This window comes from Acinetobacter sp. YH12043, from assembly GCF_013419915.1.
Lineage (GTDB): Bacteria > Pseudomonadota > Gammaproteobacteria > Pseudomonadales > Moraxellaceae > Acinetobacter.
The window spans coordinates 39988-56204 of record NZ_VOZD01000014.1 but is presented as its reverse complement, the minus strand read 5'-3'; the positions used below and the strand labels follow the sequence as shown (position 1 = coordinate 56204).

The following is a 16217-nucleotide window of genomic DNA, read 5'->3' as shown; positions in this document are numbered from 1 at the left end:
GAGATAAAATTATGTGGTATTTCGCATGGATTCTCGGCATTTTGATGGCCTGTTTCGCTGGTGTACTCAGTGCACTGTATATTGAAAATCATCAAGACCTGGATGAGAAATAAGAGATGACAGACGCTGCAGTTGAACAAGTAAAGATAGAAAAAAAATCTAACCCTTTTGCAATGGTGATTTCTTGCCTATTGGCTTTTCCACTCGCAGCGGTGTTGCTGGTTCATCCTGCTGCAATGCTGGATGCCAACGGGGAATATAGCCACCGCGCCATGATGTTTATCATGATCGGCATTTCAGGCGGTTTTATTCACGGGGTTGGCTTTATCCCTCAGCACTGGTTCTGGAAATGGCTATTTAGTCCGTTTCTGGCTTGGCCGTTAATGCTATGGGGTTATTACACCTGGTTTCTTAATTAGGTATTAAACAGCCAAAAACAAAGCCCTCATTTGAGGGCTTTTTGTTCTTTATTTCTTTTGTGAAACACAGCCTGTTTCATAGGTAGTTCCCAAATCCTGAAGGGATTGAGTAAACTGATTATCCAGTGTACTCACAAACCGGAATTCATCCTGCGCTGTCGCAAGATGCAGATTCTGTTCTGATAGATACTTTAACTGCTTTAAACCGGTTGCATATTCACAGGCTTTAGCAATCATAAGTGCAGGATGCTCACGTCGGTCTACCGATGAGTTCAACACGGCAAGTTTTAGCTCTAACTCATCATATTTTTGTTTGGTTTGCGCCTTAAATTCAGCCTGACTCAGTGGTTTGGCCCAAGCTGAAACAGATAAGCCCAAAATTCCAATGGCTATAATTAATTTATGCATTTTCCCCTCAACAATAAAAATTACATACGATTTATCTAAGTTATTGAATATTTATAGCATAAAGCTACTTTTAATAAATACGAGCAATAAAAAAGCCAGAACTGGTCCGGCTTTGAAAACTTACTTCATTGAATTTTCTACCGATGAGTATGAATTGACATCACAATACCCATCCCTGCCAACATGGAAATTACGGCTGTACCACCATAACTCATCAATGGCAAAGGGTCACCCGTTACAGGTAAAATCCCACTGACCATGCCTGAGTTTAAAAACACGAAGAAAAAGAAAGTCAGTCCGATCGCACCGGCATACAAACGGCCAAAGTTATGAAAGCTATTCATGCCAATAATCAGACAGCGAATAATAATGGCCGTAAACAGGCTGAATAGCAGAAACACCCCGATAAAGCCAAATTCTTCTGCATAAGTCGACATAATAAAGTCGGTATGATGTTCAGGCAGATAACCTAGATGAGACTGCGTACCTTGTGAGTAACCTTTTCCCATAATTCCGCCTGAACCGATGGCAATTTTGGACTGGATAATATTCCAGCCTGCACCCAAAGCATCTGATTCTGGATCGAATAAAGTCAAAATCCGTTTCTTTTGATATTCCTGCAACAAGAACATCCACAGCAGCGGTACTGCAATAGCTAAAGCAGCAAAGGCTCCAGCAATTAAACGCCATGACATGCCACTTAAGAACAGTACAAAGATTCCGGGAATCACCAGACCAATATTTAAATCAGGTTGTAATGCCACCAGTACGAAAGGCACGCCTAAAATCACCAAGGCACCGACAATATCCAGAAACTTTGGAGGGAAAGGTTTACGGGCAAAGTACCAGGCCATCATCAGTGGCATGGCAAACTTCATTACCTCACTCGGCTGCATGCTCCCCACACCCGGCAATGTAATCCAGCGTGTTGCCCCCAGACGCTTTTCACCAATCACAAAGACCAGCAGTAGCATAAAGATACCGAACATATAAAAATATGGACTAGCAGCCTGATAGACCTTGGGTGGTACTTGGGCACAGATAAACATTACCACAAAACCCACACCAAAACTGATCGCCTGGCGAATCACCATCCCCGAATCTTCAGAGGTGGCACTGTAAACCACCATCAGACCCAAGATCGCATTTAAAATCAGGAAACAAAGCAGCCATGGATCAAGGTGCAACTTGGTCCATCGGGAGGCATTCTGGGGATTAATACTACGTCCATCGCGTGCGGACTGCCGCAAAAAACGATACTGCTGTGAAGGGATCATTGGCCCACGGGTAGAAAATTCATGATGGCAAAATTATAAGTTAAAGTGCTCCGGAATAAATCGCCATTGACCGATTTATTCCATTTTTATTGCAATATATTTAGCGCTGGACAGCCAGAATCAACTTCGCCAGTTCCAGATCATCTGGATAGGTAATTTTAATATTATCGGAACGCCCCTGTACTACTTGGACGGGTTCATCTATATGTTCCAGTGCACTGGCTTCATCGGTAATGGTAGCACCATCTGCGAGTGCCTGCTGAATCGCACGCTTCAAAGTTCCAAGTTTCGCCATTTGTGGTGTTTGCGCCTGCCATAATGTCGAACGATCTACTGTCATTTCAATACCATAATCCTTTACGACACGTTTTAAGGTATCCCGTACCGGAATGGCCAGAATCGCAGCCTGATCAGTTTGAATTGCTGTATTGACCAGATCAATCAGGGAGCTTTGACTCACACAAGGACGGGCTGCATCATGCACCAAAACCCAATCCTCTTCTGAAGCAATCTCAGATAAATATTCCAAGGCATTTAGTACAGAGTTGACGCGCTCTGCACCGCCCAAGCAAAAATGTGCTTTATCCAGATGAGAAAGTGGCAGAGTCTTGGCAACATCATCCTGTGCACCAATCGCAAGGACATAACCTGCTAATGGCAATTGATTCAGACGGGAAACCGTGTGTTCAAGAACGGTCCGTTCCTGAATCATCTGGTATTGTTTAAGTTCGGTTTTGGAAAATCGGCTACCGGAACCTGCAGCTGGTAAAATGACCCACAATTTATGGTGTTGTTGGAACATCAGCTGATTCATTGGTTCTCAGGTCTACTTTATTCGGATTAAGATAAATCGGTTTATATTGAGTACTAATAGTGCTCATTTGCACAAAGGTTTCATGCGGCTTGATCAAACCTAGATCGAGACGGGCATGCTCTTCGATGGCTTCAATACCATTCTTCAAATCATAAACTTCTGCGGCCAGAACGCGATTACGTTCTTTCAGTTCTTCATTCAATTCTACTTGTTGCTGAATTTTCTGGGTCAATGCCTGATGGTCATTATAACCACCCTCACCGAACCAGTATAAATATTGAAACCCTGCGATCAAAACGATCGCAAGGCCCAACAGTACTTTACTCATCAAGGAGTCGAATACATTTAACATTGACATAAGTCGCTTAGTTCAAACCTTTGAACTCAGCTTTACCGCGATATGCAGCTTGAGTCAATTCTTCGATACGAAGTAATTGGTTATATTTCGCTACACGGTCAGAACGGCAAAGTGAACCAGTCTTGATTTGACCTGCTGCTGTACCTACTGCAAGATCTGCAATAGTAGAATCTTCAGTTTCGCCTGAACGGTGAGAGATTACAGTAGAGTAACCATTTGCTTTCGCAAGGTAGATTGCATCTAAAGTTTCAGTCAATGTACCGATCTGGTTGTACTTGATCAGGATTGAGTTACCTACTTTCTCGTTGATACCGCGTTGAAGAATCTTAGGATTCGTAACGAACAGGTCATCACCCACCAACTGGATTTTATCGCCAAGGATAGAAGTCAGGTAAGACCAGCCTTCCCAGTCAGATTCGTCCAGACCATCTTCAATCGAGATGATAGGGTATTGATTTACCAGACCTGCAAGGTAGTCAGCAAACTGGTTGCTTGTGAACGATTTGTTGCCTTCACCAGCCAGGATATATTGACCATCTTTGTAGAATTCTGAAGATGCACAGTCAAGCGCAAGCATAATATCAGAACCAGCCTTGTAACCAGTTTGCTCGATTGCAGACAGGATCACAGTAATAGCTTCTTCGTTAGAACGAAGGTTTGGCGCAAAACCACCTTCATCACCAACTGCAGTGTTCAAACCTTGTTTCTTCAAAACTGATTTTAAAGAATGGAAGATTTCAGCACCCGCACGTAACGCTTCAGAGAATGAAGTGAAACCTACAGGCTCAATCATGAATTCCTGAATATCAACAGTGTTGTCTGCGTGAGCACCACCGTTCAGGATGTTCATCATTGGAACAGGCATAGTCAAAATCTTTTGACCACGAAGATCTGCGATATATTGGTAAAGCGGAGTTTTCTTTTCTTCAGCAGCAGCACGCGCAGCAGCAAGAGATACCGCCAAAGTTGCGTTTGCACCTAATTTTTCTTTGTTTTCAGTACCGTCTAAAGCGATCATCGTATTGTCGATGTCTTTTTGTTCGAATACTGATTTACCCACTAACGCATCACGAATCAGAGTGTTTACGTTGTTAACCGCAGTTTTAACACCTTTACCTAGGTAACGTGCTTTATCGCCATCACGAAGTTCTAAAGCTTCACGAGAACCAGTTGAAGCACCAGATGGTGCACATGCACGGCCAACTACGCCAGATGCCAGGATAACGTCTGCTTCGATGGTTGGGTTACCACGAGAGTCCAAAATTTCACGTGCACGAATGTCAACGATTTGGCTCATGAACAATTCCTCAGTTGATTAATAACAGGATGCTTAAAACTGCATCAATGGGTATCTAATTTTTCAAATCCTTTCACTAGAGTATCCAGCTCTTTTAATTGAGCCAGGAATGGTTCTAGTTGAGATAAACGCAAGGCACAAGGACCATCACATTTTGCCACATCCGGATTTGGATGAGCTTCCAGGAACAAACCTGCAAGACCTGTTGCCATACCGGCACGCGCCAGTGTAGTAATCTGCGCACGACGACCACCGGCAGAGTCAGCACGACCGCCTGGAGTTTGTAATGCATGTGTTACATCAAAGAATACTGGCACGTTCATTTCTTTCATGATGTCGAAGCCCAGCATGTCTACAACCAGATTGTTGTAACCAAAAGCAGAACCACGCTCACAAAGAATCAGCTTGTCATTCCCTGCTTCCAGACACTTATGCAAAATGTGGCGCATTTCGTGCGGAGCAAGGAACTGGGCTTTCTTGATGTTGATAATGGCATCAGTTTTTGCCATCGCTTCAACCAGGTCAGTCTGACGACTTAAGAATGCAGGTAGCTGGATAATGTCAGCAACTTCTGCCACAGGAGCAGCCTGATACGGCTCATGTACATCAGTGATAATTGGCACATTAAAATGTTTTTTAATGTCGGCTAACCACTCGATTCCTTTTTCCAGGCCAGGCCCACGGAATGAGTTCAGGCTTGAACGGTTGGCTTTGTCAAAACTTGCTTTAAAGACATATGGAATATCTAAACGTTTGCAGATATCAACATAAGTCTCTGCAATTTCAAAAGCTAAGTCTTTCGACTCAAGTACGTTCATGCCGCCGAATAGTACAAATGGCAAGTGGTTTGCCATTTGTATATCGCCTAAACGTACAATTTCTTGTGGTTTTAATTGTGACATTTAAACTTCCTAGTTGTGTCTTAAACTCGCATTATTTAGTTTTTTGGTACTGTTTTTTCGCAGCATCAATGAAACCGGCAAATAATGGATGTCCATCACGTGGCGAGCTGGTAAATTCCGGGTGGAATTGTACTGCAATAAACCAAGGATGTGCAGGAATTTCAACAGTTTCTACCAGGTGTTGCACTGGAGAATAACCAGAAATCTTCATGCCTTTTTCTTCCAGCACTGGGATATAACGGTTGTTCATCTCGTAACGGTGACGGTGACGTTCGATAATTTCATCCGAACCATACACTTCAGCAGTCTTGGTACCCGGTACCAGTTCAGACTTCTGTGCACCTAGACGCATGGTACCGCCAAGATCAGAATCTACTGAACGCTGTTGAACTTCACCGCGCTCATCTAACCATTCAGTGATCAGACCAATCAATGGAGATTTGGTTGAACGGTTGAATTCTGTTGAAGTCGCATCAGTGATACCCGCCACATTACGTGCATATTCGATCACTGCAAGCTGCATACCTAAACAGATGCCTAAGAATGGCACACCGTTTTCACGTGCAAAACGAATCGCTTTCATTTTGCCTTCAGTACCACGTTCACCAAAACCGCCTGGTACCAGAATCGCATCCGCATCTTTCAATACTTCATTGACATCTTGGCTTTCAAGCTCTTCAGCATTGACATAGTCGATCTGAACTTTCACGCGGTTTTGAATACCGGCATGTAAAAGTGCTTCGTTCACAGACTTATAGGCATCTGGAAGTTCAACATATTTACCAACCATTGCCACACGAACGGTGTATTCAGGGTTCAGTAAAGCTTCTACCACATTATCCCAGTCAGACAGGTCTGCTTCTGGAAGATTGTCATAGCCGAAACGTTCACAGATGAGATCATCAACGTTCTGTTCATAGAAAGTACGTGGAATCTGGTAGATCGTACGTGCATCTTTACACACGACTACTGCACGCGCTTCTACGTTAGTGAACAAGGCAATTTTACGCGTCGTATCTGCATCAACATCATGTTCAGTACGGCAGATCAAAATGTCTGGTTGAATACCAATAGACAGAAGTTCTTTTACTGAGTGTTGAGTTGGTTTAGTTTTTAATTCTGCTGCAGACTTAATGTATGGGAGTAACGTTAAGTGCATCAGCATCGTACGTTTATGACCAAGTTCAACCATTAACTGACGTACAGATTCCATGAATGGGAGAGATTCAATGTCACCTACAGTACCGCCGATCTCAACGATCGCAACGTCATAACCTTCGCCAGCGCGAAGTACACGTTCTTTGATGTTGTCAGTAATGTGTGGAATAACTTGTACAGTACCACCCAGGTAGTCACCACGGCGTTCTTTATTCAGAACATCCTGGTAAACACGGCCTGATGTAAAGTTATTCAGTTTGGTCATTTTCGCACGACGCAAGAAACGTTCGTAGTAACCCAAGTCTAAGTCTGTTTCAGCACCGTCTTCTGTAACAAAAACTTCACCGTGCTGGAATGGGCTCATAGTCCCTGGATCGACATTAATGTATGGATCCATTTTTACCATGGTCACTTTTAAACCACGGGCTTCTAAAAGTGCAGCAACAGAAGCAGCTGAAATACCTTTACCTAGTGATGAAACAACACCACCAGTCACGAAAATAAAATGGGTCATTGGGTTTCTCGTACAATCGAGCCTAAATCGGCCTGCAATGTTGCGCAATTTTACTTTACCTTGTACCAATAAAGCAAAGTCAATCCGCATCAAATCAAAGAACAATAAACAATTGACTATTCTAACAGCAATTCCTGAAAAAAATTACAGTAAGTTCATATGATTTATATATTGCATTTTGCTGCTATAATAGGAACATTCACACCCTACACTATTCTGTTTGATGCAATGATGATGAAGAAACTTTTAATCTGTACCCTGATCCTGACTGGCCTTACACTGACTGGTTGTGTAAAAAAAGAAGCTCCAAAAGAAGAAGAACAAACCGAAGTTACTCCAGCATCTGAAGTGGTTGCTCCGGAACCTGTACAACTTGAGCCTGTTGAACCATTAGAATCAACACCAGTTGAACCGGTTGAAGAAGCACCAGCAGCACCGACTGTTGAAATCCAGCGCGAACAAACTGCGAATACTACGACTGAAATTCGCCGTGAAGTTAAAAAACCGGAACCTGCTCAATCAGAGCCTGCGCCTGCAGCTGAAACAAATTCAAGCACTGAGCAGCCTGCAAAACCTGCAGCAACACCAGCCGCTCCTAAAAACAACTCATCTTCTGCAAATAAGTCTGAAGATGATGCAGTTGCAGATGCAATTGCTGCTGCTATGCCAGCACTTGAAAACTAATATAATCCTTCATCAAAAAAACCCAGCTTATGCTGGGTTTTTTATGGTTTAAAAATCTCTTTCAAGCTGCCGTTGGAGTATCGGAAAGTTGCAGTAAATAATCTGCCATCAGACGAGTGGCCCATGATTCTGTCTGCATTAAGCCCTGATAAAAGCCACAATGGCTACCTTTTTTAGTGGTGACGACCACAATATTTGGCATGGCTCGAATGACATCCTTATACGGTTCCAGATTCTGGATATGACAGACCGGGTCATCTTCCGAATTCAAAATCATCAATGGAATTTTGACATTTTCAAAGACATAAATTGGATTGGTGGCCTTGGTATAACTTTCATAATCTGAAAAGCCTGCCAGCTCATAGTAGCGCTGTTCAAATTCAGACAAGTCTTTCACCTCAAGCAATTGCTTCCATGAAGGATAAATCTGCCAGGTTTCCTGATAAGGATGGATAAAACGTTTGATCAGTTTTTTAGCCATGACTTTGCTATAAAACGGATGTACATAGGCAAAACCGGTTTCAGTGTTATAGCCTGGGCATAAAGCAAAGGCTGCTTTGAGTGGGGTTTGCTCGCCCTCTTCACCCAAGTAGCGAACCAGCAATCCTGTCCCCGCAGAGGAACCCACACCATAGAGATCGGATTGAGGAAACTTGTCCTGAATATAGAGCAACTGTTCACGCAGATCTTGGGTTGAACCAAACAAGTTCATTTTTGGCACAGGCATTGGCAGGTCAGCATGACCACGGCGCAAACACAGAGCAACACGCCAGCCTGTATATTTATGTAGGTCACGCACCAGCTCCCGCATGGATTCCGGAGAGCCGGTAATGGTATGCAATAGCACAATGGTAGGTGTACTTGGCGGTAAATCTAAACCATACCAGGCAATGCCAGTAATGCCGCCATCGGACATATTCAGCTGCTCAAGCACATCATATTGCAGCTTAATCGTGCGTTTTTTTATCAAGTCCAGATATAGAATGTGCGCATGCGCATTCGATAACCACGGTGTTGGACGATATTTCTGTTTTAAAAGTGGTAAACGTTCAATCACACCAGAAAATAAACCATTCGGATTATAATAAAGTGTTGGAAGATCTGCTCCGCTAAAGCGGTCCAGATATTCACTTGAAAGTTGACTCATTTTTTTAAGCCACATTTTCATCTGTATTCCCCTCTAGTTTTCTATCAGTGATGTACAAACTTCATGCCGACTTGAATCAATTTTAGGAAATTAAGTATTAGCCTGATAAGCCTGAATCCGCTGGCCCATTTCTATAGCTAAGGCTTCAAGTCCAGATTTTGGTCGTATCATTACTTCAAAATCAATGATCTGACCTTCATCATTGAACTGAATCATGTCGATTCCCTTAAGTTTCTTATCGCCGACATTGGCGGAGAACTCAAGTACAACATTGTTACCATCTTCACTAAGAAATTCGCGGTGATAACTGAAGTTTTCAAAGACCTGAATCACATTACTCAAGATAAAAAATACAACCTGTTTCCCGGGATAAGGATGAAAAGCCACGGGTGAGCGGAATACGACATCGTCCGCGAGGAGTTCATTCAATATGGACATGTCACGTGTTTCCAACATTTCATGCCAACGCATAATTGCAGTTTGGGTTGTTTGTAGTGTCATTATTATTTCCTTTTTGTTGTAAAGTCCCTCTTTGCAAATAGGGGGATTTAGGGGGATTCTGGTGTTTCAGAATAGAATCCTCTCCCTAACCCTCTCCTTTAACAAAGGAGAGGGAACAATCAACTTTCTTTCATGACAATTTCGCATGAAAGCAAAAACTGTCATCTTTTAAGTTTTATCAATCAAATCACCGCAGCCAATTCAGCACCCTGACGGATTGCACGTTTAGCATCCAGCTCACCTGCTTCTTTCGCACCACCAATGAGATGCACGTTTTTACCGGCAGCTTTCAGTTCATCAAACATGGCAGTATAAGATTCCTGACCAGCACAGATAATGACATTATCTACGTCTAACACTGCAGGTTGATCATTTACCATCACATGCAGACCTTGATCATCAATTTTTTCATAGCTTGCACCAGCAATCATTTTGACATTACGATGCTTTAAGCCAGCACGGTGAATCCAGCCTGTGGTTTTACCCAGACTTGAACCGACAGAAGCTGCTTTACGCTGCAATAAATAAATTTCACGTTCAGGCTGTTCTACATTGGCGGTCTTGAGTCCACCGACATTTTCATAGTTAGTATCGATTCCCCATTCATCATAGAATTTTTCCGGATTGACGCTACCACTTTCGGTCCCATGACTGAGCATCTCAGCCGTATCAAAGCCAATACCCCCTGCACCAATAATCGCTACACGCTGGCCGACTGGTTTACGCTCTCTTAGTACCTCCAGATAAGACAACACTTTAGGATGATCAATTCCAGGAATATCGAGCTGACGCGGTGTCACCCCAGTGGCAACCACAATGTCATCAAATTCGGCTGAAATCAGCTGATCAAAGGTCGCGGTGCAATTTAATTTCAATTGAATACGTGGTTGCAACTCAATCTGACGTTTGAAATAACGTAAGGTTTCATAAAACTCTTCCTTACCTGGAATGGTCTTCGCAATATTAAATTGCCCACCAATCTGCGCTGAAGCTTCGAATACAGTGACATGATGACCACGACCTGCTGCATAGATGGCAAAGCTTAAACCCGCTGGTCCTGCACCAATCACTGCAATATTTTTCGCTACATTGGTTTCTTTAAAGATCAGTTCAGTTTCATAACACGCGCGTGGATTCACCAGACAGGTAGCAATTTTCATCGAGAAAATATGATCCAGACAGGCCTGATTACAACCGATACAGGTATTAATTTCATCACTACGGCCCTGTTCTGCTTTTAAGACAAACTCAGAGTCTGCCAGCATTGGACGTGCCATTGACACCATATCGGCATCGCCTGTAGCCAGGACATATTCTGCCATTTCCGGCGTATTAATACGGTTAGAGGTAATAAGAGGAATACTCACCTGACCTTTTAGCTTGCGCGTAACCCAAGTAAAGGCCGCACGTGGCACTTTGGTAGCAATGGTCGGAATACGCGCTTCATGCCAGCCAATACCGGTATTAATAATCGTCGCGCCCGCTTTCTCAATGGCTTTGGCCAGTTGGATTACTTCTTCTAGAGTTGAACCGCCTTCAACCAGATCCAGCATGGAAAGACGATAGATAATAATAAAATTCTCACCGACCATTTCACGGGTACGGCGTACAATTTCAATCGGGAAACGGATACGGTTTTCATAACTACCACCCCATTCATCATCACGATGATTGGTACGCGCTGCGATGAACTCATTGATCAGGTAACCTTCTGAACCCATGATTTCGACACCGTCATAACCGGCGTATTGAGCCAGTCTGGCACAGTTGGCAAAGTCATCAATGGTTTGCTGCACTTCAGCAGAGCTTAAAGCATGCGGTTTGACTGGATTAATCGGTGCCTGAATTGGAGACGGCGCGACATTTTCCGCCTGATAAGAGTAACGGCCGGTATGCAGGATCTGCATGGCAATTTTCCCGCCAGCCTCATGCACGGCTTGAGTAATGATTTTATGCTTTTCAGCTTCTTCAATCGTGTCGAGCTTGGAACCGCCCTGAAAAGTGACGCCATGATCATTCGGTGAGATACCACCTGTCACAATTAATGCTACGCCACCCTTGGCGCGTTCTGCATAAAAGGCAGCCATCCGATTATAACCACCTGGTGCTTCTTCTAAGCCCACATGCATAGAGCCCATCAAGACACGGTTTTTAAGCGTGGTAAAACCTAGGTCCAGTGGGGCAAGTAAATTCGGATATTTAGACATTTCAACTCCCTAGCGTGCAGATGTGCTGGCTATTTTTATTCAGGCTGACTGATTTATTTCCATCAAGCATCAGCCTTATGCAACTTGTTGCACTAATTTATAGTGCAGAATTGATTTTTATGCAACATGTTGCATAATAATCCCGAGTCACTTTTTTGAGACGTTTATGTCTTTATCACATGTTTTACTCACCAGCCTGATTGAGAAACCGAGCACCGGCATTGAACTGGCACGCCGTTTTGACCGCTCCATGGGCTTCTTCTGGAATGCCACCCATCAGCAGATCTATCGTGAACTAAATGCCATGCTGCAAAAAGGCTGGATTTCGACCATAGAAGAGGAAGATTCTCATAGCCGTAAAAAAACCTATCAGGTAGAACGACTCGGCCGGGAAGAACTGGCTAACTGGATGCTGGAGCATAGCTCTCCTGCACAGCTTCGTGAAGAATTGATGGTTCGTCTGCGTGCAGAAGCCCAACTTGGCGGCAACAGCACCTTACCTGAACTGGAACGACATCTAGAAATACATAAAGAAAAGCTTAAAACCTATCAGCATATTTTCGCCAAAGACTTTGCTCAAGCTGACGAAAATGACCGAACCCTGTATATTCATAAAATGATTCTGCAACTGGGTATTGATCAGGAACTGGGCTGGATTGCCTGGCTGGAACAGGTCATTCCCAGACTTAAACAATTCGATGTAGAAAAATTATAAATACGGAGATATGCATGCCCTTCTATACCATGCCAGATGGCGAACAGTTATTTGTACGTGAATACGGTCAGGGTCAACCGGTACTGGTCCTATCCGGTCTGGGCATGTTGAGCTGGCAATGGGCAGCTTTTCTCTATCCACATCAGAAAAACTTCCGCTTTATTATTCCTGAATGGCGCGGTTTTGGGGCGTCTAGTCACTGCAAAATCCCGCAAGACCTGGATGCGATTTCCAGTCACTGGCTTGATGTTCAGTCGGTGATCCAGCAGCTCAATTTAGATCAATTCATTGTAATTGCTTACTCTATGGGCGCGACAACCACCATGCATGGCCTGTGCTATGGGAACTTTGCCAAACACATAGCAGCTTATTTGCATATTGACCAAACACCGAAGATTCCGGTCGATAATGCCTGGGCATTTGGACTTTTTGGTCCACGCCATCAGGAATTTATTGAAATTTTGCAGCAGCTTTCAACATTACTTGCAGAACATCAGCATATTGAACTCATTCGGGATCTGGATAATTCAGTACGACAGCAAATTGCAGCATTATGGCTGCGCTTTATCCAGCTACAAAATGATCGTCCAGCCAGTTTGAAAGTATTTAAGTTCATCCTGAACCAACCTCGTCTGCAAAGCCTGCTCCTTCCTTCTAGCCGGGTGGATTATATGGCGTGGTACATCAATAATTATTTATATCATCAGGAAGATTATCGTGAAGCTCTGACGAAGCTTACTTGTCCAGTAACTTTCTTTAGCGGTGTGCAGTCAAAACTTTATCCTGTGGAAGGTCAGCGCCTAATTGCCCAAAGCCTGCCTCAGGCTAAACAGGTACTTTTTACAAAATCTGGCCATACCCCCTTACTGACCGAACCACTCAAATTTGCCAAGGAGCTCGGTATCTTTCTGAAAGACAATTTACAGTCGAGTTCATCAGCGGCCTAAAGATTCAGGAGAAGAAATCATGAAAAAACTGGTGGTGTTTTCAGGTGCTGGCATGAGTGCGGAAAGTGGGATTAACACCTTTCGTGACAGTGATGGGCTTTGGGAACAGTATCGTATAGAAGAAGTGGCCACACCGGAAGCTTGGGCTAAAAATCCGGAACTGGTGCAACGCTTTTATAATGCCCGACGTAAAAATATTCTGGAAGCACAGCCAAATGCAGCTCATCAACTCATTGCCGAACTTGAAGATGATTTTGATGTACATGTGATTACCCAGAATATTGATGATCTGCATGAACGTGCGGGAAGCTCCAAGGTCATTCACCTGCATGGTAATATCCGCCTAGCCAAAACCTCAGGCCCGAATTGTCAGTACACCACCGAGTTTTATCCGATTGAAGGGACTGAATTAGATTTAACTAAACACTTCTGTAAGGATGGCTATCCACTACGTCCACATGTAGTCTGGTTTGGCGAAGCAGTTCCTGCTTATGAAGAAGCACAAGATTGTGTACAGAATGCTGATATTTTTGTGGTCATTGGAACCAGTTTGCAAGTATATCCTGTTGCTGGTTTAATCCATGAGATTCCAGCTCACTCCACAGCTTACTATATTGATCCCAAAGCAGATCAACAGCATTTACCAGTTCAGTTTCACAAGATTTCCCAAACGGCCACAGAAGGCATGAAGACCTTACTTAAATTACTTGAGTCCGAGATCTAGTCATCATTCAAAATTCGTATTCTATAGTTGACAGTATGCAACAATCATTTTTTAATCAGCCTATTGTTGCAGGAATGGAATTAAACGATGCTGACTGATCTGGATGATTTTTACTGTTTTGCGCAGGTCGTTGAACATGGCGGCTTTAGTGCAGCCGAACGTGCCACCGATATTCCCAAATCCAAGCTCAGCCGCCGTGTTTATAATCTGGAAGAACGCCTTGGTGTCCGCCTGATTCAGCGTAGTTCTCGCCATTTTGCAGTCACTGATATTGGCATGAATATCTATCGACATGCACAAGTGATGCTCAGTGCAGCACAGGCCGCCCATGATCTGGTGGATCATCTCAGTACTGAACCGCGTGGTACCATTAAAATCAGCCTGCCCGTCTCCATTGCCCAGAATGAAATGGCAAAAATCCTGCCGGATTTCCTGAAAAAATATCCTGAAATTAAAGTCCAGATGATGATCACCAATCGACGTGTGGACATTATTAATGAAGGTTTTGATCTGGCCTTACGGGTACGGACCAGCCTGGATGATGATCCGAATCTGGTAATTCGTCAGTTTGAAAAAATTGAACAGCATCTGTTTGCCAGTCAGGGCTATTTAAATGAATTTGGCGATCTTAAAACACCTGAACAGCTCTCTGAACATAAAATTTTAAGCATGGCTGAGGAACATACTGAACAGTTCCTGATATTGCAGAATGAGCAGCAGCAACAGAAGAAAATCCGGATCAACCCGACCGTAATGGGATCAGACCTGAATATGCTGGCACAACTGGCAGCTTCAGGCTGTGGTATTACCTTATTGCCCGATAATGTCGTGCAGCAATATATAGAACGGGGCGAACTGGTTCGGGTACTTTCAGACTGGAAAACGGCACATGGAATTTTCCATCTGGTTTATCCTTCCCGTCGTGGTCTGTTACCAGCTGTAAGAGTATTTATTGATTATCTGGTTGAGCATCTGCATCTTGTATAAATAGACATATTTCCGGCAAAAAAAATAGCTCATTCTTGGGGAAAAATGAGCTAATAAAAACGATTCACTACAGCATGAAGTGAACGAAAGGAAACTACTACCGCCAAGCCAAATCTAATACACAGCAATCAGACATCTAACAAAGCAAATATCAACTAACTATAAATAGATTAAGAGAATTTGGCTGGTTAAACCACTTCTTCATGTAGTATTTTGTAGGCTTTTGTCATTAATAACACGTATGCTGTAATTTATGTAAGCTACTGTATTTCAATGCATAACATGAAAAATAATTTAAATTTCCGGATACTCGCCAGTGCCTTCTGGCCATGGTGATAACAGCTCAAAACCTGTGTCGGTTACAACTACCATGTGTTCCCATTGAGCTGACCAGGATTTATCTGCAGTCACGACTGTCCAGCCGTCCTTCAGCTCTTTAACACGTGCTTTACCCATGTTGACCATAGGTTCAATGGTAAAGACCATACCGGGTACCAGTTTGATGCCCTGACCTGGTTGTCCGTAATGCAGAATGTTTGGCTGTTCGTGATAAATTTTACCAATCCCATGACCACAATATTCACGCACAATGGTGTAGCCTTCACGCTGTGCAACAGACTGGATTGCATAACCAATATCGCCTAGGGTTGCGCCCGGTTTAACGGCATGAATCCCGGCAACCATAGCTTCATAAGTGGTTTCGACCAGACGTTTGGCTTCAGGAGTTGGTGTACCGACATAATACATTCGACTGGTATCGCCAAAATAACCGTCTTTAATGATCGCAACGTCAATATTAATAATATCGCCATCTTGCAAGACCGTATTCGGAGATGGAATACCATGACAAACCACTTCATTCGGTGAAATACAGGTGGTTTTGGTATAACCATAATAGCCAATATTAGCTGGCGTCACTTTTAGTGTATTGACGATAAAATCATGACAGATGTCATCCAGATATTCAGTTGTGACACCCGGCTTGACATGCTCCCCGATCATTTCCAAAACCTGTGCAGCCAAACGCCCAGATATACGTAATTTTTCGATATCTTGTTCGGTTTTCAGAGTAATCGCTGGAGCTCGCATGGATCTATCCTCAAGGTGAATCGGGAAATTATAGTCCTTTTTCAGCCAAGATGCGCATTTGTTCGCTCT

At 43.4% G+C, this 16217-nt stretch carries 18 protein-coding genes; 7 read left to right on the top strand and 11 right to left on the bottom strand.

Annotated features, from left to right (window positions below; translation table 11 throughout):
- The first annotated feature begins 11 nt into the window (after positions 1-11).
- A complete protein-coding gene (gene cydX, locus FTU01_RS08655; RefSeq protein ID WP_004783742.1) occupies positions 12-113 on the top strand; it encodes a cytochrome bd-I oxidase subunit CydX in 102 nt (33 codons plus the stop codon).
- 3 nt (positions 114-116) lie between these two features.
- Entirely contained in the window at positions 117-419 is a 303-nt protein-coding gene (locus FTU01_RS08650; RefSeq protein ID WP_159123153.1) for a cyd operon YbgE family protein, read from the top strand.
- A gap of 48 nt (positions 420-467) precedes the next feature.
- On the opposite strand, the gene FTU01_RS15550 is transcribed toward FTU01_RS08650, so the two are convergent.
- From FTU01_RS15550 to FTU01_RS08615, 7 genes are all read right to left on the bottom strand, one after another.
- Positions 468-827 (bottom strand): hypothetical protein, encoded by a 360-nt coding sequence (locus FTU01_RS15550; RefSeq protein ID WP_227607366.1) that lies wholly within the window; start codon positions 825-827, stop codon positions 468-470.
- A 137-nt stretch (positions 828-964) separates the two neighbouring features.
- Complete coding sequence (gene rodA, locus FTU01_RS08640; RefSeq protein WP_034171070.1) at positions 965-2104, bottom strand: rod shape-determining protein RodA; 1140 nt, start codon at positions 2102-2104, stop codon at positions 965-967.
- A gap of 100 nt (positions 2105-2204) precedes the next feature.
- A complete protein-coding gene (ispD, locus tag FTU01_RS08635) occupies positions 2205-2918 on the bottom strand; it encodes a 2-C-methyl-D-erythritol 4-phosphate cytidylyltransferase (protein WP_180138781.1) in 714 nt (237 codons plus the stop codon).
- Complete coding sequence (locus FTU01_RS08630) at positions 2887-3276, bottom strand: septum formation initiator family protein (RefSeq protein WP_004783752.1); 390 nt, start codon at positions 3274-3276, stop codon at positions 2887-2889. The genes ispD and FTU01_RS08630 overlap by 32 nt, the downstream gene beginning before the upstream one ends.
- Before the next feature lie 7 nt (positions 3277-3283).
- Positions 3284-4573 carry a phosphopyruvate hydratase gene (gene eno, locus FTU01_RS08625; RefSeq protein ID WP_034171067.1) on the bottom strand — a complete coding sequence of 430 codons (1290 nt, stop codon included), beginning with the start codon at positions 4571-4573 and terminating at the stop codon, positions 3284-3286.
- Positions 4574-4617: 44 nt separating this feature from the next.
- On the bottom strand, positions 4618-5475 hold the full coding sequence (kdsA, locus tag FTU01_RS08620) for a 3-deoxy-8-phosphooctulonate synthase (protein ID WP_004783756.1): 858 nt from the start codon (positions 5473-5475) through the stop codon (positions 4618-4620).
- A gap of 31 nt (positions 5476-5506) precedes the next feature.
- Entirely contained in the window at positions 5507-7147 is a 1641-nt protein-coding gene (locus FTU01_RS08615; protein WP_104426986.1) for a CTP synthase, read from the bottom strand.
- Between the two features lie 228 nt (positions 7148-7375).
- Here FTU01_RS08615 and FTU01_RS08610 point away from each other — a divergent pair, with 228 nt between their 5' ends.
- Entirely contained in the window at positions 7376-7831 is a 456-nt protein-coding gene (locus FTU01_RS08610; protein ID WP_373684945.1) for a hypothetical protein, read from the top strand.
- 61 nt (positions 7832-7892) lie between these two features.
- On the opposite strand, the gene FTU01_RS08605 is transcribed toward FTU01_RS08610, so the two are convergent.
- The 3 genes from FTU01_RS08605 to FTU01_RS08595 form a co-directional block, all read right to left on the bottom strand.
- Positions 7893-8999, bottom strand: coding sequence for a YheT family hydrolase (locus FTU01_RS08605; RefSeq protein WP_166134882.1), 1107 nt, complete (start codon positions 8997-8999; stop codon positions 7893-7895).
- Positions 9000-9068: 69 nt separating this feature from the next.
- Positions 9069-9479: a nuclear transport factor 2 family protein gene (locus tag FTU01_RS08600; protein WP_180104209.1), complete on the bottom strand. Its 411-nt coding sequence runs from the start codon at positions 9477-9479 to the stop codon at positions 9069-9071.
- 182 nt (positions 9480-9661) lie between these two features.
- On the bottom strand, positions 9662-11686 hold the full coding sequence (locus tag FTU01_RS08595; protein WP_179993003.1) for an NADPH-dependent 2,4-dienoyl-CoA reductase: 2025 nt from the start codon (positions 11684-11686) through the stop codon (positions 9662-9664).
- A 166-nt stretch (positions 11687-11852) separates the two neighbouring features.
- Here FTU01_RS08595 and FTU01_RS08590 point away from each other — a divergent pair, with 166 nt between their 5' ends.
- The 4 genes from FTU01_RS08590 to FTU01_RS08575 all read left to right on the top strand — a co-directional run bounded on the left by FTU01_RS08590 (position 11853) and on the right by FTU01_RS08575 (position 15059).
- Positions 11853-12401 (top strand): PadR family transcriptional regulator, encoded by a 549-nt coding sequence (locus FTU01_RS08590; RefSeq protein ID WP_166134890.1) that lies wholly within the window; start codon positions 11853-11855, stop codon positions 12399-12401.
- Between the two features lie 14 nt (positions 12402-12415).
- A complete protein-coding gene (locus FTU01_RS08585) occupies positions 12416-13348 on the top strand; it encodes an alpha/beta fold hydrolase (protein ID WP_179993004.1) in 933 nt (310 codons plus the stop codon).
- 19 nt (positions 13349-13367) lie between these two features.
- On the top strand, positions 13368-14072 hold the full coding sequence (locus FTU01_RS08580) for an NAD-dependent deacylase (RefSeq protein WP_179993005.1): 705 nt from the start codon (positions 13368-13370) through the stop codon (positions 14070-14072).
- An 87-nt stretch (positions 14073-14159) separates the two neighbouring features.
- Positions 14160-15059 (top strand): LysR substrate-binding domain-containing protein, encoded by a 900-nt coding sequence (locus FTU01_RS08575; protein ID WP_166134896.1) that lies wholly within the window; start codon positions 14160-14162, stop codon positions 15057-15059.
- 294 nt (positions 15060-15353) lie between these two features.
- On the opposite strand, the gene map is transcribed toward FTU01_RS08575, so the two are convergent.
- Positions 15354-16148: a type I methionyl aminopeptidase gene (gene map, locus FTU01_RS08570; protein WP_179993006.1), complete on the bottom strand. Its 795-nt coding sequence runs from the start codon at positions 16146-16148 to the stop codon at positions 15354-15356.
- Between the last annotated feature and the right edge of the window lie 69 nt (positions 16149-16217).